This is a genomic window from Alkalicaulis satelles (genome assembly GCF_008630495.1).
Taxonomy (GTDB): domain Bacteria; phylum Pseudomonadota; class Alphaproteobacteria; order Caulobacterales; family Maricaulaceae; genus Oceanicaulis; species Oceanicaulis satelles.
Genome location: NZ_VWOJ01000001.1, coordinates 249,022 through 264,466, shown reverse-complemented (window position 1 = coordinate 264,466; position 15,445 = coordinate 249,022). Strand labels below are relative to the sequence as shown.

Here is a 15,445-nt window from a genome sequence, read left to right as displayed (position 1 = left end):
CATGATCCGCTTTCTGGGAGCCGCCGCGCTCGCCCTGACCGTATCCGCCTGTGGCGAAGCCGCTGATCCAGAGGCCGAGCGCGCCGAGATCGAAACGGTGGTGCGCGAATACATTCTGGCCAATCCTGAAATCATCGAGGAAGCGCTGGTCAGCCTGCAGCGCCGCGCCGAGGCCCGCGAGACCGAGGCGCGCGAGGCCGCCCTGCCGTCCCTGACCGATGCGCTGTTCGGTGACGCGCGCGATCCCTTTCTGGGCGCGGCGGACGCGCCGGTGACGGTGGTGGAGTTCACCGACTATGCCTGCGGCTTCTGCAAGCGCGCGCAGGAATGGAAGGACATGATGCTGGCCCTGCATCCCGGCCAGGTGCGCTTTGTGCACAAGACCCTGCCCTTGCGCGGTTCGGGCTCGGACATGACCGCCATGGCCGCCCTGTCGGTCTGGGAAGGCCAGCGCGAGCGCTATCAGGGCTTCCATGAGGCGCTGATGGCCCATCGCGGCGAGATGACCCCGGAAGAGCTCAGCGATATTGCGCAGGAGGCCGGCGTGGATGTGGCGGACATGCTGGCGGGCATGGAGAGCGAGGCGGTGGACGGCCATCTCGACCGCGCCTTCGAACTGGCCAACCAGCTGTCCTTGCGCGGCACGCCCATGTTCCTGTTCGAGGACGGCACCATCATCCCCGGCTACGCCCCGCCCGCCCTGACCGCGGCCGTGCAAGAGGCTCTGGACGCGGCGCAATAGCGCTTCAGCGCCTCACACCTGCCCGCTGGGCCTGGCCCGGCAGGCCTCGCGCCAGGCTTTGAGCGCGTCGAGACCGGGTTCAGGCTCCATCTTCACCCAGCCTGCGAAGTCGACGAACACCAAAGCTGAAATATCGGCGAAGCTGAAGGCGTCGCCGGCCAGCCAGGGCGTCTGGCGCAGGCGCTCATCCATCACCGAGAAAAAGCGCTGGCCCCGCGCCCGGCCGCGCTCGGCCAGCTCGGGGATCTGGGGCACGGGATCGGGACCCGGCAGGGCGCGGTCTTTCAGGGCTTTGGAGGAATTGCGCAGCACCTCCATGATCGCCATCAGCCCCTCGCTCTCCACCCGCCATACCCATTCGGCCGTGCGCGCCTGTTCCAGCGGCGAGCGGCCCAGCAAGGGCGGGTCGGGATAGAGCGCTTCGAGATAGCGCACGATGGCCGCATTGTCGCACAGCGCCTCGCCTTCCTCAGTCACCAGCACCGGCACGGTGCAGCGCGGATTGATGGCCTGAAACTCCGGCGAGAAATGCTCGCCATTGCGCAGATCGATCTCCACGCGGGCCACGTCCACGCGCTTTTCGGCGATCACCATGCGCGCGCGGCGCGGCGAAGGCGCGGTGGCGCAGTCATAGAAGGTCATCATGGCAAAGCTCTCACTGTTCAGGAAAACGCCGGCGGGCGTTCATCGGCCACACCCAGGCGCGCTTCAATCGCCGCGCCCAGCGCCAGCATGACGCCCTCCTCATAGAGCGGCGCCCACAGGCTGGTGGCGTAGGGCACGCGGTGTACATCGCCGCTCTCATCGGCGGGCTCGCCGAAAATCGTGCGGGTGGGCGCTTCGATGAAACCGGAGCGGAAAGCCAGCTGGGGATGGCCGGTATAATTGGTGATCAGCAGCATTGAGCCGGCGAAATTCGGCCCGATCACCGCGTCCAGCCCCTCCATGCGCGCGTCCATCATCTCCATGGCCTGACGGCGCAGCCGGTCGGCATTGACCAGATCCACCGCCGAGAGGAAGCGCGTGCGCCGCCAGGTATTGGGCCAGGCTACGTCGTCCTGCCAGCGCAGGCGCTCGTCGAGACCTTCCAGCGTGAGATGCTCGAACGCGGCGGCCGCCTCGGCTTCCAGCTGCATCAGCAGCGCGTCCCAGGGCCGCTCATCCACCTCGAACGCAACCAGCTCCACGCCCAGGCTGCGCGCCGCCTCCAGCGCGGCGCGGTCCGGATCGGCGCCGTTTTCGAACCAGTCGGCATTATAGCCCAGGCGAAGCCCGCTCAGATCGCGGGCGAAATCAGCCTCGAACCCGTGATCGCGGCTGGCGGGGTCAGTGACGTCCGCGCCATTGATGGCGGCCAGCACCAGGGCGGCGTCGGGGCTTGAGCGCACCATGGGGCCGATCTTGTCCAGCGACCAGCACAGCGCCATGGCGCCGGTGCGCGCCACCCGCCCGAATGTGGGCCGCAGCCCGGTATTGCCGCAGCGGTGGGAGGGCGAGACGATGGAGCCCAGCGTCTCGGTGCCGATGGCGAAACCGCACAGCCCCGCCGCCACCGCCGCCGCCGGTCCGGCCGACGAGCCCGAACTGCCTTCGGCCGGGTTGAACGGATTGCGCGTCACCCCGTCAAACCAGATGTCGCCGTAAGCGATGGCGCCGGTGCTGGCCTTGCCCAGCAACACCGCGCCCGCCTCTTCCAGGCGCCGCGCGACAATGGCGGTCTCCTCGCCCATGCGCTCCGAATAGACGGTCGCGCCCCAGGTGGCGGGCAGGCCCTGAACGTCGATAATATCCTTCAGCGCATAGGGCACGCCATGGAGCGGCCCGCGCACCTGTCCCGCTGCGCGCTCGGCGTCCCGGGCGGCGGCTTCGGCGCGGGCGCGGTCCGCGCTGACATGGATGAAGCATTCCAGCGCAGCGCCATGGGCCTCGATGCGGGCGAGATAAAGCTCTGTCAGCTCCGCGCTTGAAAGCGCGCCGCGCGCCATCCACGCGCCCAGCTTCCAGGCCGGCGCATAGGCGATGTCCACCGGATCGGACGGCAGCGGGCCGGGATCGGCGGAGAGGCCGGTGACGGCGTTGTCCTGCACGCGCATCGTGCGCCCGGGCAAAACGGGGTTGAACACCAGGCCCGGATGCAGCGCATTGGGCTTGTCCAGGGCGCGCAGACGCTCGGCCCGCGCCTGCCAGGCTTCAATCCCGGACAGCATTTGCTGGCGCTGGGCCGGGCTGTAGCGCACGCCCGCCAGCGTCTCGGCGCAGGACAGCGTGTTAGCGGTGAGCCCTTCGGGCCGGGCTTGAGGCGGCGAACAGGCGGCCAGCGCGCCGCCTGCGCCGGCCATCAGGGCGAGCACGCCGCGGCGTGTGGCGCGCGGCTGGTCCGGCGATGTGGTCATGACGGTCTCCCCAAAGCTGAAGGCGCGTTCAGATCAGGTTCAGCCGCGCCCGCGTTAAGGTTCATGAACGGCTGCGCCGCCCGGCGCGTCAAGGGTTGAAGGCCAGGAGATCAATTGTGGCGAACTTGGCCCAAATGTCCTCCAAATCGCCCTTGTTCCGGACCAATCGGCTGTTTGGTTAATAGTCAGGGCTGTCGACTCAAGTTTTATGAAAGGGGCTGATCATGCGTGACGCGATTGAAAGCAGGCAGGCGATGAAGAGCGATTACCGCCTGCGCCGCACTCTGACCGGCGCGCAGGGCGAAGAGGGCGAAGCCATCGAGCAGAAGCCCGGCGTCGACAACCGTCTGGATGCGGCCTGGAAGAACGCCGCCGCCGCGTTTTCGGCCTATACCGACTTCCGCGCGCGCCACAAGGTGCAGCGCGCGGCCTCCTATCCCGACAGCCATATCATGCACTTCTCGATCCTGGCCGCGCTGGTCCTGTTCGAGGGTCTGGCCAACGCCTATTTCTTCTCCAAAGGCTCGGACCTGGGCCTGCTGGGCGGCTGGATCCAGGCCATCACCGTGGCCTTCACCAACGTTATCGCGGCCTTCTTCCTGGTGGGCTTTCTGGGCCTGAGGCTGTTGCAGAACCCGGTCAGCCGGCCCTTCTCCTTCTGGGCCGCCGTTGTGGGCGTGCCGCTGGCGCTGGCCTTCATCATCTTCCTGAACTTCTCCGCGGCGCATTATCGCGACCTGCTGGAGGTGCAGGCGGCGATGATGACCGTCAACGGGGAGTTCGCCCCCAATGGCGAGATCCTGACGCCGGTGACCCGCGCCCTGACCTTCCAGCCCTTCGAGACGCTTGAAGCGCTGCTCCTGTTCATCCTGGGCATCACGTTTGCGGCCATCGCCGCGTTCAAGGGCGCCACGTTTGACGACTCCCTGATCGGTTATGGCGCGGTGCAGCGCCGGGTGGTGGCCGCGTCGGCCCATCTGTCCGAGCTGATGAAGCGCCAGTACCGCAAGGATGACCGCGACGAGCTGACGCTGGAGCGTTCTGAAATCCTGAAAGAACGCATGGACGAGTTTTTTGCGCGCGATTACGAGCGCTCGGCGGTGCGCTATGACGAGATGTCCCAGCGCCGCTCCTCGCCCGGCCCCGCGCAGGAAGCCGAGTATGACGCCGAGCCGCCGCCCTATGCGCGCAGCTAAAAAGTGACCCGGTCCGGGGTGGCGCAAGCCGCCCCGGCGCGGCATGCTGACGCCGCGAGGCCTGGCGCAGCGCACACACGGGGGAGCACGCCATGCGATCAAAAGACCTGATCGGTTTTTTCAATATCCTGGTGGTGATCGGCGTGCTGGGCGCCATCAGCTACGCCGCGGTGATGCTGCAGCCGGCCGAATACGATTCCGAGACCTTGTGCCTGGCTGACGAGCAACCGCCCCATGTGGTGGTCATGATCGACCGCACAGAGGTGATCTACACCCCCGCCCAGGCCGGCCAGATCCGCCAGACCATCATCGATGCGCGCAATGGGCTGGAGGTCGGCGAGCGCCTGTCGGTGTTCGAGCTCAATCATCGCGGCGAGATCCGCAACACCAACCGCTTCTCGGTGTGCAATCCGGGCCGGGGCGACCAGATCAACCCGCTCTACCGCAATCCCCAGCGCGTGCAGGCGCGCTATGACGCCCTGTTCGAGCGTCCGCTGGACCAGGCGCTGGAGGGGCTGTTCGATCTCATCGATTCCCCCATCACCCCGCTGCTGGAATCGCTGGCCGAGCTGGGAACCCGCCCGGAGTTTGACCGCACCACCCCGCGCCGGCGCGTGGTGCTGATCTCGGACATGTTCCAGAACACCCGGCTCTACACCGTCTATGGCTGGACCCGCCAGGACCTGGAAAACCGCCTGCCGCCGCCCTCTGACGTGGCCGAAGCCATCCGTGAGCAGTATGGCGACGTGCTCTGGGGCGTGGAGCTGGACGTCTATTATGTCGACCAGCCCGGCTGGAACGCCCGCGAACGCGCCATCATCCGCGCCCACTGGCGCGAGATCTTCCGCGAGCTGGGCGTGCGCGACCGCTGGACGGAGTTCTAAAGGCCGGCGGGGCGGATTTGCGCCTGCCGCTCACCTTGCGTTTTCCCGGCGCAGGCCGGGACCCAGGGCCGCAGCCAAGCTAGCCCCGTCTTCCGACGGGGAAACGCCCGGTGGAGGGGCTTGGAGTTCAAGTGATCTTCGCTCTCCCCCTCACCTTACCTCTCCCCCATAGTCATGGGGGAGAGGAGCATCCACGCCGCGCTCTTTCTTGTGGGCTTGAGATCATGCTTTTCCGAAAGAGTTTCAACGTCAAAGCCCCCTCTCCCCTCTTCAGAGGGGAGAGGATAAAGGTGAGGGGTGGAGAGGCAGCGCGCCAGCACCGGCAGAGTGTCCCGCTTCATCCCCCCATGCGTTTTCCCGGCGCACGCCGGGACCCAGGGCCACGGCTGCAGCTGGGCCCCGTCTTTCGACGGGGAAACGCCAGGTGGAGGGGCTTGGAGTTCAAGTGATCTTCGCTCGCCCCCTCACCTTACCTCTCCCCCATAGTCATGGGGGAGAGGAGCATCTACGCCGTGCTCTTTCTTGTGGGCTTGAGATCATGCTTTTCCGAAAGAGTTTCAACGCCAAAGCCCCCTCTCCCCTCCCTGAGGGGAGAGGATAAAGGTGAGGGGTGGAGAGGCAGCGCGCCAGCACTGGCAGAGTGTCCCGCTTCATCCCCCCATGCGTTTTCCCGGCGCACGCCGGGATCCAGGGCCACGGCTGCAGCTGGGCATCGTCTTTCGACGGGGAAACGCCAGGTGAAGCTCTGCGTCATATCACCTGCCCTGGCAGACGATCCCTCCTCATGAAAACCCGGCTTGGCGCGGGGGCGGGCTTGGCCGATATTGGTCCGGACAAAGCTTTGCGTGATCGTGAAAGGCGGGCCTGGATGACATCCACCATGCAGCAGGGCGTGTTGCGCGCGCCGGTTCAGGGCGTGCCGCAGGCGCGCGACTTCGCCCTGATTGATGCGCCGCGGCCGCAATGCCCCGAGGGCGGCGTGGTAGTCCGGCTCAGCCATGTGTCCATGGACCCGTATGTGGGCGCGCGCCTGCGCGGGCGGCATATGGGCGAGGCGGCGCCTGAACCGATGACGCAAGCGATTCCGGGCCATGGCGTGGGCGTGGTGATCGAAAGCCGCTGTGCGATTGCCGAAGGCGCCTATGTGCATCTGATGGAGGCGGGCTGGCGCGAGTTGGCTCCGGCGCTGGACGCTGAAGTCAGGGTGATCGAGCCGGGCGGGCTGTCGCCGTCGGTGTTTCTCTCCAGCCTGGGCATGCCGGGCCTGACGGCCTGGGCGGGCATGACGCAGCTGGCCCGGGTGCGAAAGGGCGATTGCGTGCTGGTGGACGCCGCAGCGGGCGCGGTGGGCGGCGCGGCGGGCCAGATCGCCCGCGCGCAGGGAGCAGCACGGGTGATCGGCATTGCCGGCGGGCCGCAAAAGGCTGCGCTGGTGCGCGACACATACGGCTTTGACGCCTGCATCGATTACCGCACGGACGGGTGGAAGGATGAACTGGCCGGGGCGCTTTCCGGCGGGCTGGACGTGCATTTCGAGAATGTGTCCAGCGAGATCCTGACCCTGGCCCTGACCCATATGAACCCCTATGGCCGGGCGGTGCTGTGTGGCCTGGCCGCCCATTATCACGACGACCAGTCCGCGCCGGGCGTGCCCTTCGGCCTGATCATCGGCAAGCGCGCCAGCCTGCACGGGCTGGTGGTGTATGATTTCTATGACCGTTGGGACGCCTTCCTCGCCAAGTGCCGCCCGCTGGTAGAGACCGGCGCGCTGGTCATCGCCGAGGATGCAGCCGACGGCCTCGCCGCCGCGCCCGAAGCCTTCGAGCGCCTGATGACGGGGCGCAATCTTGGCAAGGCGCTTGTGAAGCTCTAGCGCAGGTGTAGCATCACCTCATCGGATACGGGGCGGGAGACCGGGCATGGAAGCGCTGACCAAGCTGAGCTGGGGATTGCTGGCTCTGGTGCATGTGCCCCCGGCGCTGGTGCTCGCCATGCCCTCTTTGACCCAACGGCTTTACAGCGTGCCCGCCGATGGCGAGGCCGGCGTGCTGCTGGTCCATCGCGGCGCGCTGTTCGCCGCCGTCATCGCCGCCTGCCTGATGGCCCTTTTGGATCCCTCCTTGCGCCGGGCCATGAGCGTGATCGTGGCGATCAGCGTGATCGGCTTCCTGTTCACCTACTGGCGCGCGGGCATGCCGGCAGGGAGCCTTCGCACCATCGCCATCATGGACCTGATCGCGCTTCTGCCGCTGGCCTTCGTGGCGCTGCGCGCCTGGCGCGGCTGATCGCGTGACCGGAGCGCCCGCACACGCCTGGGGCCGGCGCGGCGCGGTGCGCGTGATGGATCGCGCGGTGCATTACCGGCGCGCCGGACCGCCGGGCGCGCCGGTGGTGATCCTCCTGCACGGCTCGCCCGAAAGCGCCAGTGCGGTCCATGAGATCGCAGCGCTTTTGTTGCAAACCGCCTGCGTCATCGCGCCCGACACGCCCGGCAACGGTTTGTCTGCGCCGCTCGATCACGCCGACTCGGACCGTGAGGATTATGCGCGCCAGCTTCTGGCCTTCATGGACGTGATGGGCGTGAGCCGCGCCGGGCTTTACGGCTTTCACACCGGCGCGGGCACGGCCATGGCGGCGGCCTTGGCGGCGCCGCAGCGCGTCAGCGCGCTGGCGCTGGATGGCCTGGCGGTGTGGACGCCGGACGAGCGTGCGGCGCTGCTGGCGGACTATTGCGTCACCTACCCGCCGGTCTGGGACGGCTCGCATCTGGCGCGCATCTGGGCGCGGCTGGAGGAACAGCTGGTGTTCTTTCCCTGGCATCACGCCCGGCTGGACGCGCGCATGGCCCTGCCGCCCACGCCCATGGAGACGCGCCTGCGCCGGCTGCGCGACTGGCTGACCGCCCATGCGCACTATCCCGCGCCCTATCGCGCCGCCTTCAAGGCGAAGGGCGAGGACGGGCCGGACCGGGTCAGCGTTCCCACCCTGATCGGGGCGATGGGCCGCGATCCGCTGAGCGCGCATCTGGACCGCCTGGGAAAGCTGGCGCCGGGGGTGAAAGTGGAACGCTGGGGCGATGACCGGGCGGGCGCGCTGGCCTCCATCGCCGGCCACTTCAGCGCCCATCCCGGCGCGCGCGCGGACCGGCCTGACCCGTCTGACGCCGCCTTGCTGGCGGGCCTCGCCGCGCCGCAAGCGCGCCCTGACTGGGCGCCGGATGATCATGGCGGCTTCCTGCTGAAGCTGTGGCGGGATGTGCGAAATGAGGTGATCGCCAGCGCAGCCGATCAGGCCGCGCTGGACGCCGGGCTGGACCCGCACGCCCTGCACGCGCGCGTCACCGCCGCGATCCAGGCGCGCACTGGATTGTAAGTCTCAGGGCGCCGCCGCCTCGCGCGCCTTGCCGCTGACCAGATAGACCGCAAAGCTGGCCAGCCAGTGGCTGCCCTCGTAATGCTCGTCCGACACAGCGGCCAAGCCCTCCTGCGTATGCACCGCTTCCGCCGCCCGCAAGGAGTCGATGCGCGGATCGTCTGCAGGCAGGCTGGCGGCGATGCCCTGCAGGTTCCAGGCGCGTGACAGATTGACCCCGTCGAGATGGACCAGATGGCCGTCGGACGGGTCCAGCACCACGCCCGGCGCCAGCCAGTCCGCAGACCCGTCTTCGGGAATGCCGGGCAGGAAGGCGGCGAGCCAGCCGGGATAGTCTTCGGCCGGGATCACCCGGCGCATCAGATCGGCCGCCATCAGGCAGGGCGACAGGAAATCGGTCCCCGAAGGCTCGTAATGAATCGGGCAGGCCCGGTCTTCCAGATGAAAGGCGCGCGATTTGGCGGCAAGCGTGTCGGCCAGCGCCTCTCGCCCCGCCGCGCGCGCCCAGTCCAGCGTCAGGGCGAAGCCGAAAGCGGTCTGGTTATGAGTGCCCGAGCGCACCGGATAGACCAGATTGGGCAGCCAGGTCAGGAAGCGATCCTCGATCACGTCTTCCAGCGGCGCCAGCACCTGCGCCCACTCTTGCGCCTGCGGATCATCCCAGGCGCGCAGCTCGGCGGTGAGCTGGAGATACCAGGCCAGGCCATAAGGGCGCTCGAACGAGGCCCGGCCCTCGCCTTCAAAGTAAGCCAGCTCGCCTGCCATATTCTCGTGCGTGAAGCTTTGGGCCAGCGCGGCGCGGGCCTGTTCAGCGAACGGCGCATCGGGAAACAGGCGGGTCAGGCGCGCCAGCAGCCAGTGGCCATGCACCGCCGAGTGCCAGTCAAAACAGCCATAGAAAATCGGCGTCAGTTCGCGCGGCGGCAGGGCGTCTTCGTCCGAGATCATCACATGGGCGATCTTGTTGGGGTATTCGCGATGAACGCAGCCCAGCGCCAGGGCTGCAAACCGCTCTGCCGCGCGCGCGTCCAGCATGCCCGCTTCTCCTGTCCCGCTTGAGTTTTCCGCTGCGCCGAGCACCATCGCCCCGGCCATGATCATTCCCGCCAGCATCATCGGACCCTTCCGTGCTCCATCAATCCGCGACGGTATCGCGGCGCGCGCAATGTGCAAAATCGATTGCCGTGCTGCGGCGTGCGGGGGTGATTTTTGCCGCGCCGGGGTCTAGAACACTCCTCATGGACCGCCCCGGCAGAGGGTGGCCGGAGACCAATTATACTTACCCGCAAGGGGGGAGAGACATGGCTGATGGTCTGTTCGCAGGCCGGGATCTGAGCGATCTCGGCGTTTCAGGCGCTGTACTTCATTACAACTGGAGCGAGGAAGCGCTTTACGAAGAGGCCGTGCGCCGCGGCGAGGGCCGCGTGGCCAAGGGCGGCGCGCTGGCGGTCACCACCGGCTCGCACACCGGCCGCTCGGCGCGCGACAAGTTCACCGTGCGCGACGCGTCGACCGAAAACACCGTGTGGTGGGACTTCAACGCGTCCATGACGCCGGACCATTTCCAGACGCTGTGGAGCGATATGCGCGCGCATATGAGCGGGCGCGAACTATTCGTGCAGGAGCTGTTCGGCGGCGCCGACCCGGCCTGCCGCCTGCCCGTGCGCGTGGTCACCGAGCTGGCCTGGCACTCGCTGTTCATCCGCCATTTGCTGCGCCGTCCCGAACGCAGCGAGCTGGACGGGTTCGAGGCGGGCTTCACCATCGTCAACCTGCCCAGCTTCAAGGCCGACCCGGCGCGCCATGGCGTGCGCTCGCAAACCGTCATCGCGGTCAATTTCGCCGAACGCCTGGTGCTGATCGGCGGCACGTCCTATGCCGGCGAGACCAAGAAATCGGTCTTCACCATCCTCAATTATCTGCTGCCCGAACAGCGCATCATGCCCATGCATTGCTCGGTCAATGTGGGCGAGGACGAGGACGCAGCCATCTTTTTCGGCCTGTCGGGCACCGGCAAGACCACCCTGTCGGCCGATCCCAAACGCCGGCTCATCGGCGATGACGAGCATGGCTGGTCGAAGGACGGCTTGTTCAATTTCGAGGGCGGCTGCTACGCCAAGATGATCCGCCTGTCGCGCGAGGCCGAGCCGCAGATCTACGCCACCACCTCCATGTGGGGCACGGTGCTGGAAAATGTGGTGATGGACCCGGCCACCCGCGAGCTGGACCTGGACGACGCCACGCTGGCGGAGAACTCGCGCGGCGCCTATCCGCTGCACTATATCCCCAATGCGTGCGCGAAGAATGTGTGCGGCCATCCGCGCAATATCGTCATGCTGACATGTGACGCGTTCGGGGTGATGCCGCCCATCGCGCGCCTGACCCCGTCGGCGGCCATGTATCACTTCCTGTCGGGCTATACCGCGAAAGTGGCGGGCACCGAAAAGGGCGTGACCGAGCCCAGCGCCACCTTCTCCACATGTTTCGGCGCGCCCTTCATGCCGCGCCATCCGGCCGAGTATGGCGCGCTCCTCAAAGCGCTGATCGCAGAGCACGGCGCGCAATGCTGGCTGGTCAATACCGGCTGGACGGGCGGGCCCTACGGCGTGGGCGAGCGCATGCCCATCAAGGTGACGCGCGCGCTTTTGAACGCGGCGCTGGACGGCTCGCTGGCCGACGCCGAATTCCGCACCGATCCGGTGTTCGGCTTCCAGGTTCCCACTGAAGTGGCCGGCGTGGACGCCCGGCTGCTGGACCCGCGCCAGACCTGGTCGGACCCGTCCGCCTATGACGCCCAGGCGCTCAAGCTGGCTGACATGTTCACCGCCAATTTCGAGAAATTCGAATCCCATGTGGACGAGGCGGTCCGCGCCAGCGCCCCGCGCCCCGATGCGGTGAGGGCGGCGGCGGAGTAGCATGGAGATCGTTCAGCTCCGCCCCGGGCAGGCCGCGCGCTACGCCGCCTGGCTTTCCCTGTTCGGGGCGGCGTTTGACGAGGCCGACACCTATACCGGCGCTATGCCGTCCGAGGCTTATCGCGATGGGTTGCTGGCCAATGGCGATTTTCTTGCGCTCGCCGCCCTGGACGGAGAGCGCGTGATCGGCGGCCTGGCGGCCTATGTCATGCGCAAGTTCGAGCGCGAACGCTCAGAGATCTATATCTACGACCTGGCCGTGGCCGAAGACTGGCGCCGGCGCGGCGTGGCCACCGCCCTCATCAACACCGTGCGAAAACGGGCGCCGGAATGGGACGCCTGGGTGCTGATGATCCAGGCCGATCACCAGGATGAAGCGCCCGTAGCGCTCTACTCAAAGCTCGGCCAGCGCGAAGACGTGCTCCATTTCGATATTCTGCCGCTGGAGAGTGAGCCGGAGATTTAGTGGCGGCACAACGCAACGCACTGCGCGCAAACGCCTTCTCTCGTCATTCAAATCTAGCGTTTTCCCGGCGCAGGCCGGGACCCAGGGCGACGGCGCATCTGGACCCCGTCTTCCGACGGGGAAACGCGAGAGGGGTGAAGTAGCTTTCAGGTGATCGCCCGCACCCCCTCACCTTACCTCTCCCCCATGGTCATGGGGGAGAGGGGACTTCTGGCGCTGCGCTCTCTCCTTTGAGCTAGGGGTCAAGCATTTCCGGAATAATCTCAACGTCAAAGCCTCCTCTCCCCTCCCAGAGGGGAGAGGTAAGGTGAGGGGTGAGGGGGCCAGCGTTTGAAGCCTTTTTCTCTACACGCCCACCCTGCTTTCCCGGCCGAGCGGAGCGAGGGCCGGGACCCATCCACCACTCACTGGCCACTGTTGAGGCGGCTGGAGAATATGGGGGATGGATCCCGGATATGGGCTTACGCCCATTCCGGGAAGGCATGTGATCTCGCGAAGTGGGAAAGCGGCCTCAAGCCGCGCCCTCGCCGGTGCGGGCGAGCTCGGCGCCGGCGGCCTGGGCGGCGCGGATGCGCTGGTGGACTTCCAGGGGCTCGACCGCGCCGGCCGGTTCGCCGGCCTCATTGACCAGCACAGGCAGGCGCACGGTGACGGTGGTGCCCTCGCCCGGCTCGCTGTCGATCTCCATCACCCCGCCATGCAGCGCAGCCAGCTGGCGCACCAGCACCAGGCCCAGGCCGGAGCTGCGCTCGGCGGACTCGCGGCCTGACTGGCTCTGGGCGTAGGGCTGGCCCAGCCGGTCGATTTCTTCTGAGCTGATGCCCACCCCGCTATCGCCCACGGCCAGCAGCAAGTCGCCGCCGTCACGGCGCGCCATCAGGGCCACGGCGCCGCCATCGGGGGTGAATTTCACGGCATTGGACAGAAGATTGAGCAGGACCTGGCGCAGCGCCTTGCGGTCGGCGTGCACATGGATGGGCGCATCGCCCGCATCGAGATGCAGCGTCACGCCCTTCTCGCTGGCGCGCAGGCGCATCATCTTGGCGCAGATATCGGCCACATCGCGCACATCGAAAACCTCGGTGACCAGCTCATAGCGGTCCGCCTCGATCTTGGACATGTCCAGCACGTCGCCGATCAGCTCCAGCAGATGACGCCCGCTTTCGTGAATGAGGTCGCCATACTCGGCGTAGCGCGCGGGCAGCGGGCCGAACAGGCGCTGCTTCATCACGTCGGAAAAGCCGATAATGGCGTTCAGCGGCGTGCGCAGCTCATGGCTGACGGCGGCCAGGAATTCAGACTTGGCGCGGCTGGCGGCGATGGCCGCGTCGCGCTCGGCGGCCAGACGCGCCGTGGTTTCGGCGTCCGCGCCAGCCGGCTCGTCCAGCGAGACCACAAACCCGGCGGGCGTCGCCACGGCCCGGGCCGAGAGCACGCTTTCACGCCCGCGCGGGCCGCGCACGGTAAAGCTGAACCGGCCGCCATCCGCCCCGCCGCCCTGGCGCGCCTCATGGAGCGCGGCGCTCAGGCGCACGCCCTGATCGCCGTCAAAGCCCAGCCCCTCTGCGGGCAGGCCGGTCAGATCGCGCGGCGCGCCCGGCGCGGCGCGGCGTACAGCGCGTGAGGCGGCGGTGATCACGCCCGCCTCGTCCAGCATCAGCAAGGGCGCAGGCGCATGGGCGAAACCGTCCGCCGCCGGGCGCAAGGCCTCGGCCTCGCGGCGGGCCGCCTTGAGCCGGCCCAGCAGGCGCGCGCGGGCGGTCACGCCGGTCAGGGCGAAGAAGGCGGCAAGTACGGCGAATCCGCTCAGGGCGCCCAGCGGCAATTGCGATCCGGCGGGCGGCCCCATTAGGCTGAAACCGGCCGCCATGACAAAGGCGCAGGCCGACAAGACCGCACTCAGGCGCGCCGCACGCTCACTGCCCGAAGCGGCCAAAGCGGCGGGACCGGCGAGAAACACCAGGGCGGCCGGCGAGAGCGCGCTGGCGAACGCCATGGAGGCCGACAGGCCCGGCAGACACCAGGCCAGCGCCATCACAGCCCGCCCACCCTCGCGATCAAGGCGCGCGCCCAGCACCAGCCCGATCAGGCCCGGCGCCAGGGCGGCCAGAGCAAACGCCCATCCGGCCAGCTCCAGCGGCGCCAGCATCCAGATCACGGCGGCGCACGCCGCCAGCCAGGCGCCATGAATGGCGGGACCGGCGGCGCGGTCCAGCCAGCGGGCCAAGGATGAGAGCGGTACGGGAGCGGACATCGAATCAGGCACTCGCAGGAGACACCACGGACGTCCGCACGCTGCGCGCCCGGCGTTAACAATTATTGAATCGCGGTTAATCCGCACACGCGCTCTTGGCGGCGGGGCCGATTTGAGGTCATCATCTTCCAATGCGCCAGATGCGCCGCTCTCAAGATCAGCCAAGGTTCGTAAGGTCCGCCATGATCAACGCCTGGATCGCCGCCGCCCTCGCCGCCGCTCTCGGCGCCGCTCACGCCCTGGCCGACGATGAGGAACCGCCCGCTGAAGCGCCCGCCAGCGCCCCGGTGCTGGCGCTTGACGCGCCGCCGTCCTCGCCGCTGACGCAAACAGCCGAGGTCTATGCCGCCTTCCATCAGGATGTGAACCGGGCAGGCCTGCGCGAACTGCGCTCGGGCCATGATCTCGACGCGGTGATGGACTCGCTGGCCGCCTATTACCAGGGCGACCGGCTGGTGGACGCCCAGATCGCCTACGCCGCCCTGGTGGCCGCCCAGCATCCCGAGTTTATCGACGCGGTGCGCGCCGTGGCCGATTATTACGGCATGGAGACCGCGCGCGCGGCGCTGATGCATGATCCGATCTTCGTCACCGGCTTCATGGGCGCTGATCTGGCCCAGGACAGCGTGGTGGGCGCCATTGAGGAAGACGTGGCGCATATGCGCCAGGTGGGCGAGCGCTACCGCCAGGAATCCTACAGCCTCCAGCGCCAGGCCTGGGCCATGCGCCGCGAGCGCGACCGGCGCGAGCGCAATGAGGCGCTCAACACCGCCCATACCCGCCTGCAGGCCCGCTTCCGCCGCTCCGGCGAGGAGGCAGAGGGCGAACCGCGCCTGCGCCGCAGCGGGCGGATGGGCTCAGCGGTGTCCATGTTCGCCGAGCGCCCGGCCAATCTGCCTGACCTGCCCGAGTTGTCGGTGAGCGTGGGCGAACGCCAGATCACCCCGGACGAGCGCCGGGTGGGCCGCTTCCTGGCCGTGGCCGCCCTGCAATCCATCGAGAGCGGCGATATGAGCGCGCTGGACACGCTGCTCTCCGAACCGGCGGTGGAGCGCTGCATCGAGTGGTCGCGCCTGATGCTGCAGCAATGCATCGCGGCGGGCAGCTTCCGCTATGAGGACAGCTTCTGCATCGCTGCCCATGCGCTCAATGACGTGGCCCAGTGCCTGAGCACCGCCCAGCGCCAGCGCCGCAATCTCGACCATATCACGGTCTCGAACTGA

13 protein-coding genes are annotated in these 15,445 nt (G+C 67.8%); 9 read left to right on the top strand and 4 right to left on the bottom strand.

Features of this window, described 5'->3' with window-relative positions; genetic code table 11:
- The first annotated feature begins 1 nt into the window (after position 1).
- Positions 2–742 carry a DsbA family protein gene (locus F1654_RS01280; protein ID WP_150021697.1) on the top strand — a complete coding sequence of 247 codons (741 nt, stop codon included), beginning with the start codon at positions 2–4 and terminating at the stop codon, positions 740–742.
- Positions 743–754: 12 nt separating this feature from the next.
- Here F1654_RS01280 and F1654_RS01275 read toward each other — a convergent pair whose 3' ends face one another.
- Positions 755–1,387 carry a glutathione S-transferase family protein gene (locus F1654_RS01275; RefSeq protein WP_233205050.1) on the bottom strand — a complete coding sequence of 211 codons (633 nt, stop codon included), beginning with the start codon at positions 1,385–1,387 and terminating at the stop codon, positions 755–757.
- A gap of 17 nt (positions 1,388–1,404) precedes the next feature.
- Positions 1,405–3,135, bottom strand: coding sequence for an amidase (locus tag F1654_RS01270; protein ID WP_150021696.1), 1,731 nt, complete (start codon positions 3,133–3,135; stop codon positions 1,405–1,407).
- A 224-nt stretch (positions 3,136–3,359) separates the two neighbouring features.
- Here F1654_RS01270 and F1654_RS01265 point away from each other — a divergent pair, with 224 nt between their 5' ends.
- The 5 genes from F1654_RS01265 (at position 3,360) to F1654_RS01245 (ending at position 8,587) form a co-directional block, all read left to right on the top strand.
- Complete coding sequence (locus F1654_RS01265) at positions 3,360–4,331, top strand: hypothetical protein (RefSeq protein WP_150021695.1); 972 nt, start codon at positions 3,360–3,362, stop codon at positions 4,329–4,331.
- Between the two features lie 92 nt (positions 4,332–4,423).
- Complete coding sequence (locus tag F1654_RS01260) at positions 4,424–5,215, top strand: hypothetical protein (RefSeq protein ID WP_150021694.1); 792 nt, start codon at positions 4,424–4,426, stop codon at positions 5,213–5,215.
- An 868-nt stretch (positions 5,216–6,083) separates the two neighbouring features.
- Positions 6,084–7,088, top strand: a complete 1,005-nt coding sequence (locus tag F1654_RS01255) for an MDR family NADP-dependent oxidoreductase (RefSeq protein ID WP_233205049.1) — start codon at positions 6,084–6,086, stop codon at positions 7,086–7,088.
- 46 nt (positions 7,089–7,134) lie between these two features.
- A complete protein-coding gene (locus F1654_RS01250) occupies positions 7,135–7,500 on the top strand; it encodes a hypothetical protein (RefSeq protein WP_150021693.1) in 366 nt (121 codons plus the stop codon).
- 4 nt (positions 7,501–7,504) lie between these two features.
- On the top strand, positions 7,505–8,587 hold the full coding sequence (locus F1654_RS01245; RefSeq protein ID WP_150021692.1) for an alpha/beta hydrolase: 1,083 nt from the start codon (positions 7,505–7,507) through the stop codon (positions 8,585–8,587).
- A gap of 3 nt (positions 8,588–8,590) precedes the next feature.
- On the opposite strand, the gene F1654_RS01240 is transcribed toward F1654_RS01245, so the two are convergent.
- Positions 8,591–9,703 carry a DUF2891 domain-containing protein gene (locus tag F1654_RS01240; RefSeq protein WP_150021691.1) on the bottom strand — a complete coding sequence of 371 codons (1,113 nt, stop codon included), beginning with the start codon at positions 9,701–9,703 and terminating at the stop codon, positions 8,591–8,593.
- 185 nt (positions 9,704–9,888) lie between these two features.
- Here F1654_RS01240 and F1654_RS01235 point away from each other — a divergent pair, with 185 nt between their 5' ends.
- Both F1654_RS01235 and F1654_RS01230 read left to right on the top strand, forming a co-directional pair.
- Entirely contained in the window at positions 9,889–11,502 is a 1,614-nt protein-coding gene (locus F1654_RS01235) for a phosphoenolpyruvate carboxykinase (RefSeq protein ID WP_150021690.1), read from the top strand.
- A 1-nt stretch (position 11,503) separates the two neighbouring features.
- The gene (locus F1654_RS01230; protein WP_150021689.1) at positions 11,504–11,968 is read left to right on the top strand and encodes a GNAT family N-acetyltransferase; all 465 of its coding nucleotides are present in this window, start codon (positions 11,504–11,506) and stop codon (positions 11,966–11,968) included.
- A 511-nt stretch (positions 11,969–12,479) separates the two neighbouring features.
- On the opposite strand, the gene F1654_RS01225 is transcribed toward F1654_RS01230, so the two are convergent.
- Entirely contained in the window at positions 12,480–14,222 is a 1,743-nt protein-coding gene (locus tag F1654_RS01225; protein ID WP_150021688.1) for a sensor histidine kinase, read from the bottom strand.
- Positions 14,223–14,404: 182 nt separating this feature from the next.
- Between F1654_RS01225 and F1654_RS01220 the strand changes: the two genes are divergently transcribed.
- Entirely contained in the window at positions 14,405–15,445 is a 1,041-nt protein-coding gene (locus tag F1654_RS01220; RefSeq protein ID WP_150021687.1) for a hypothetical protein, read from the top strand.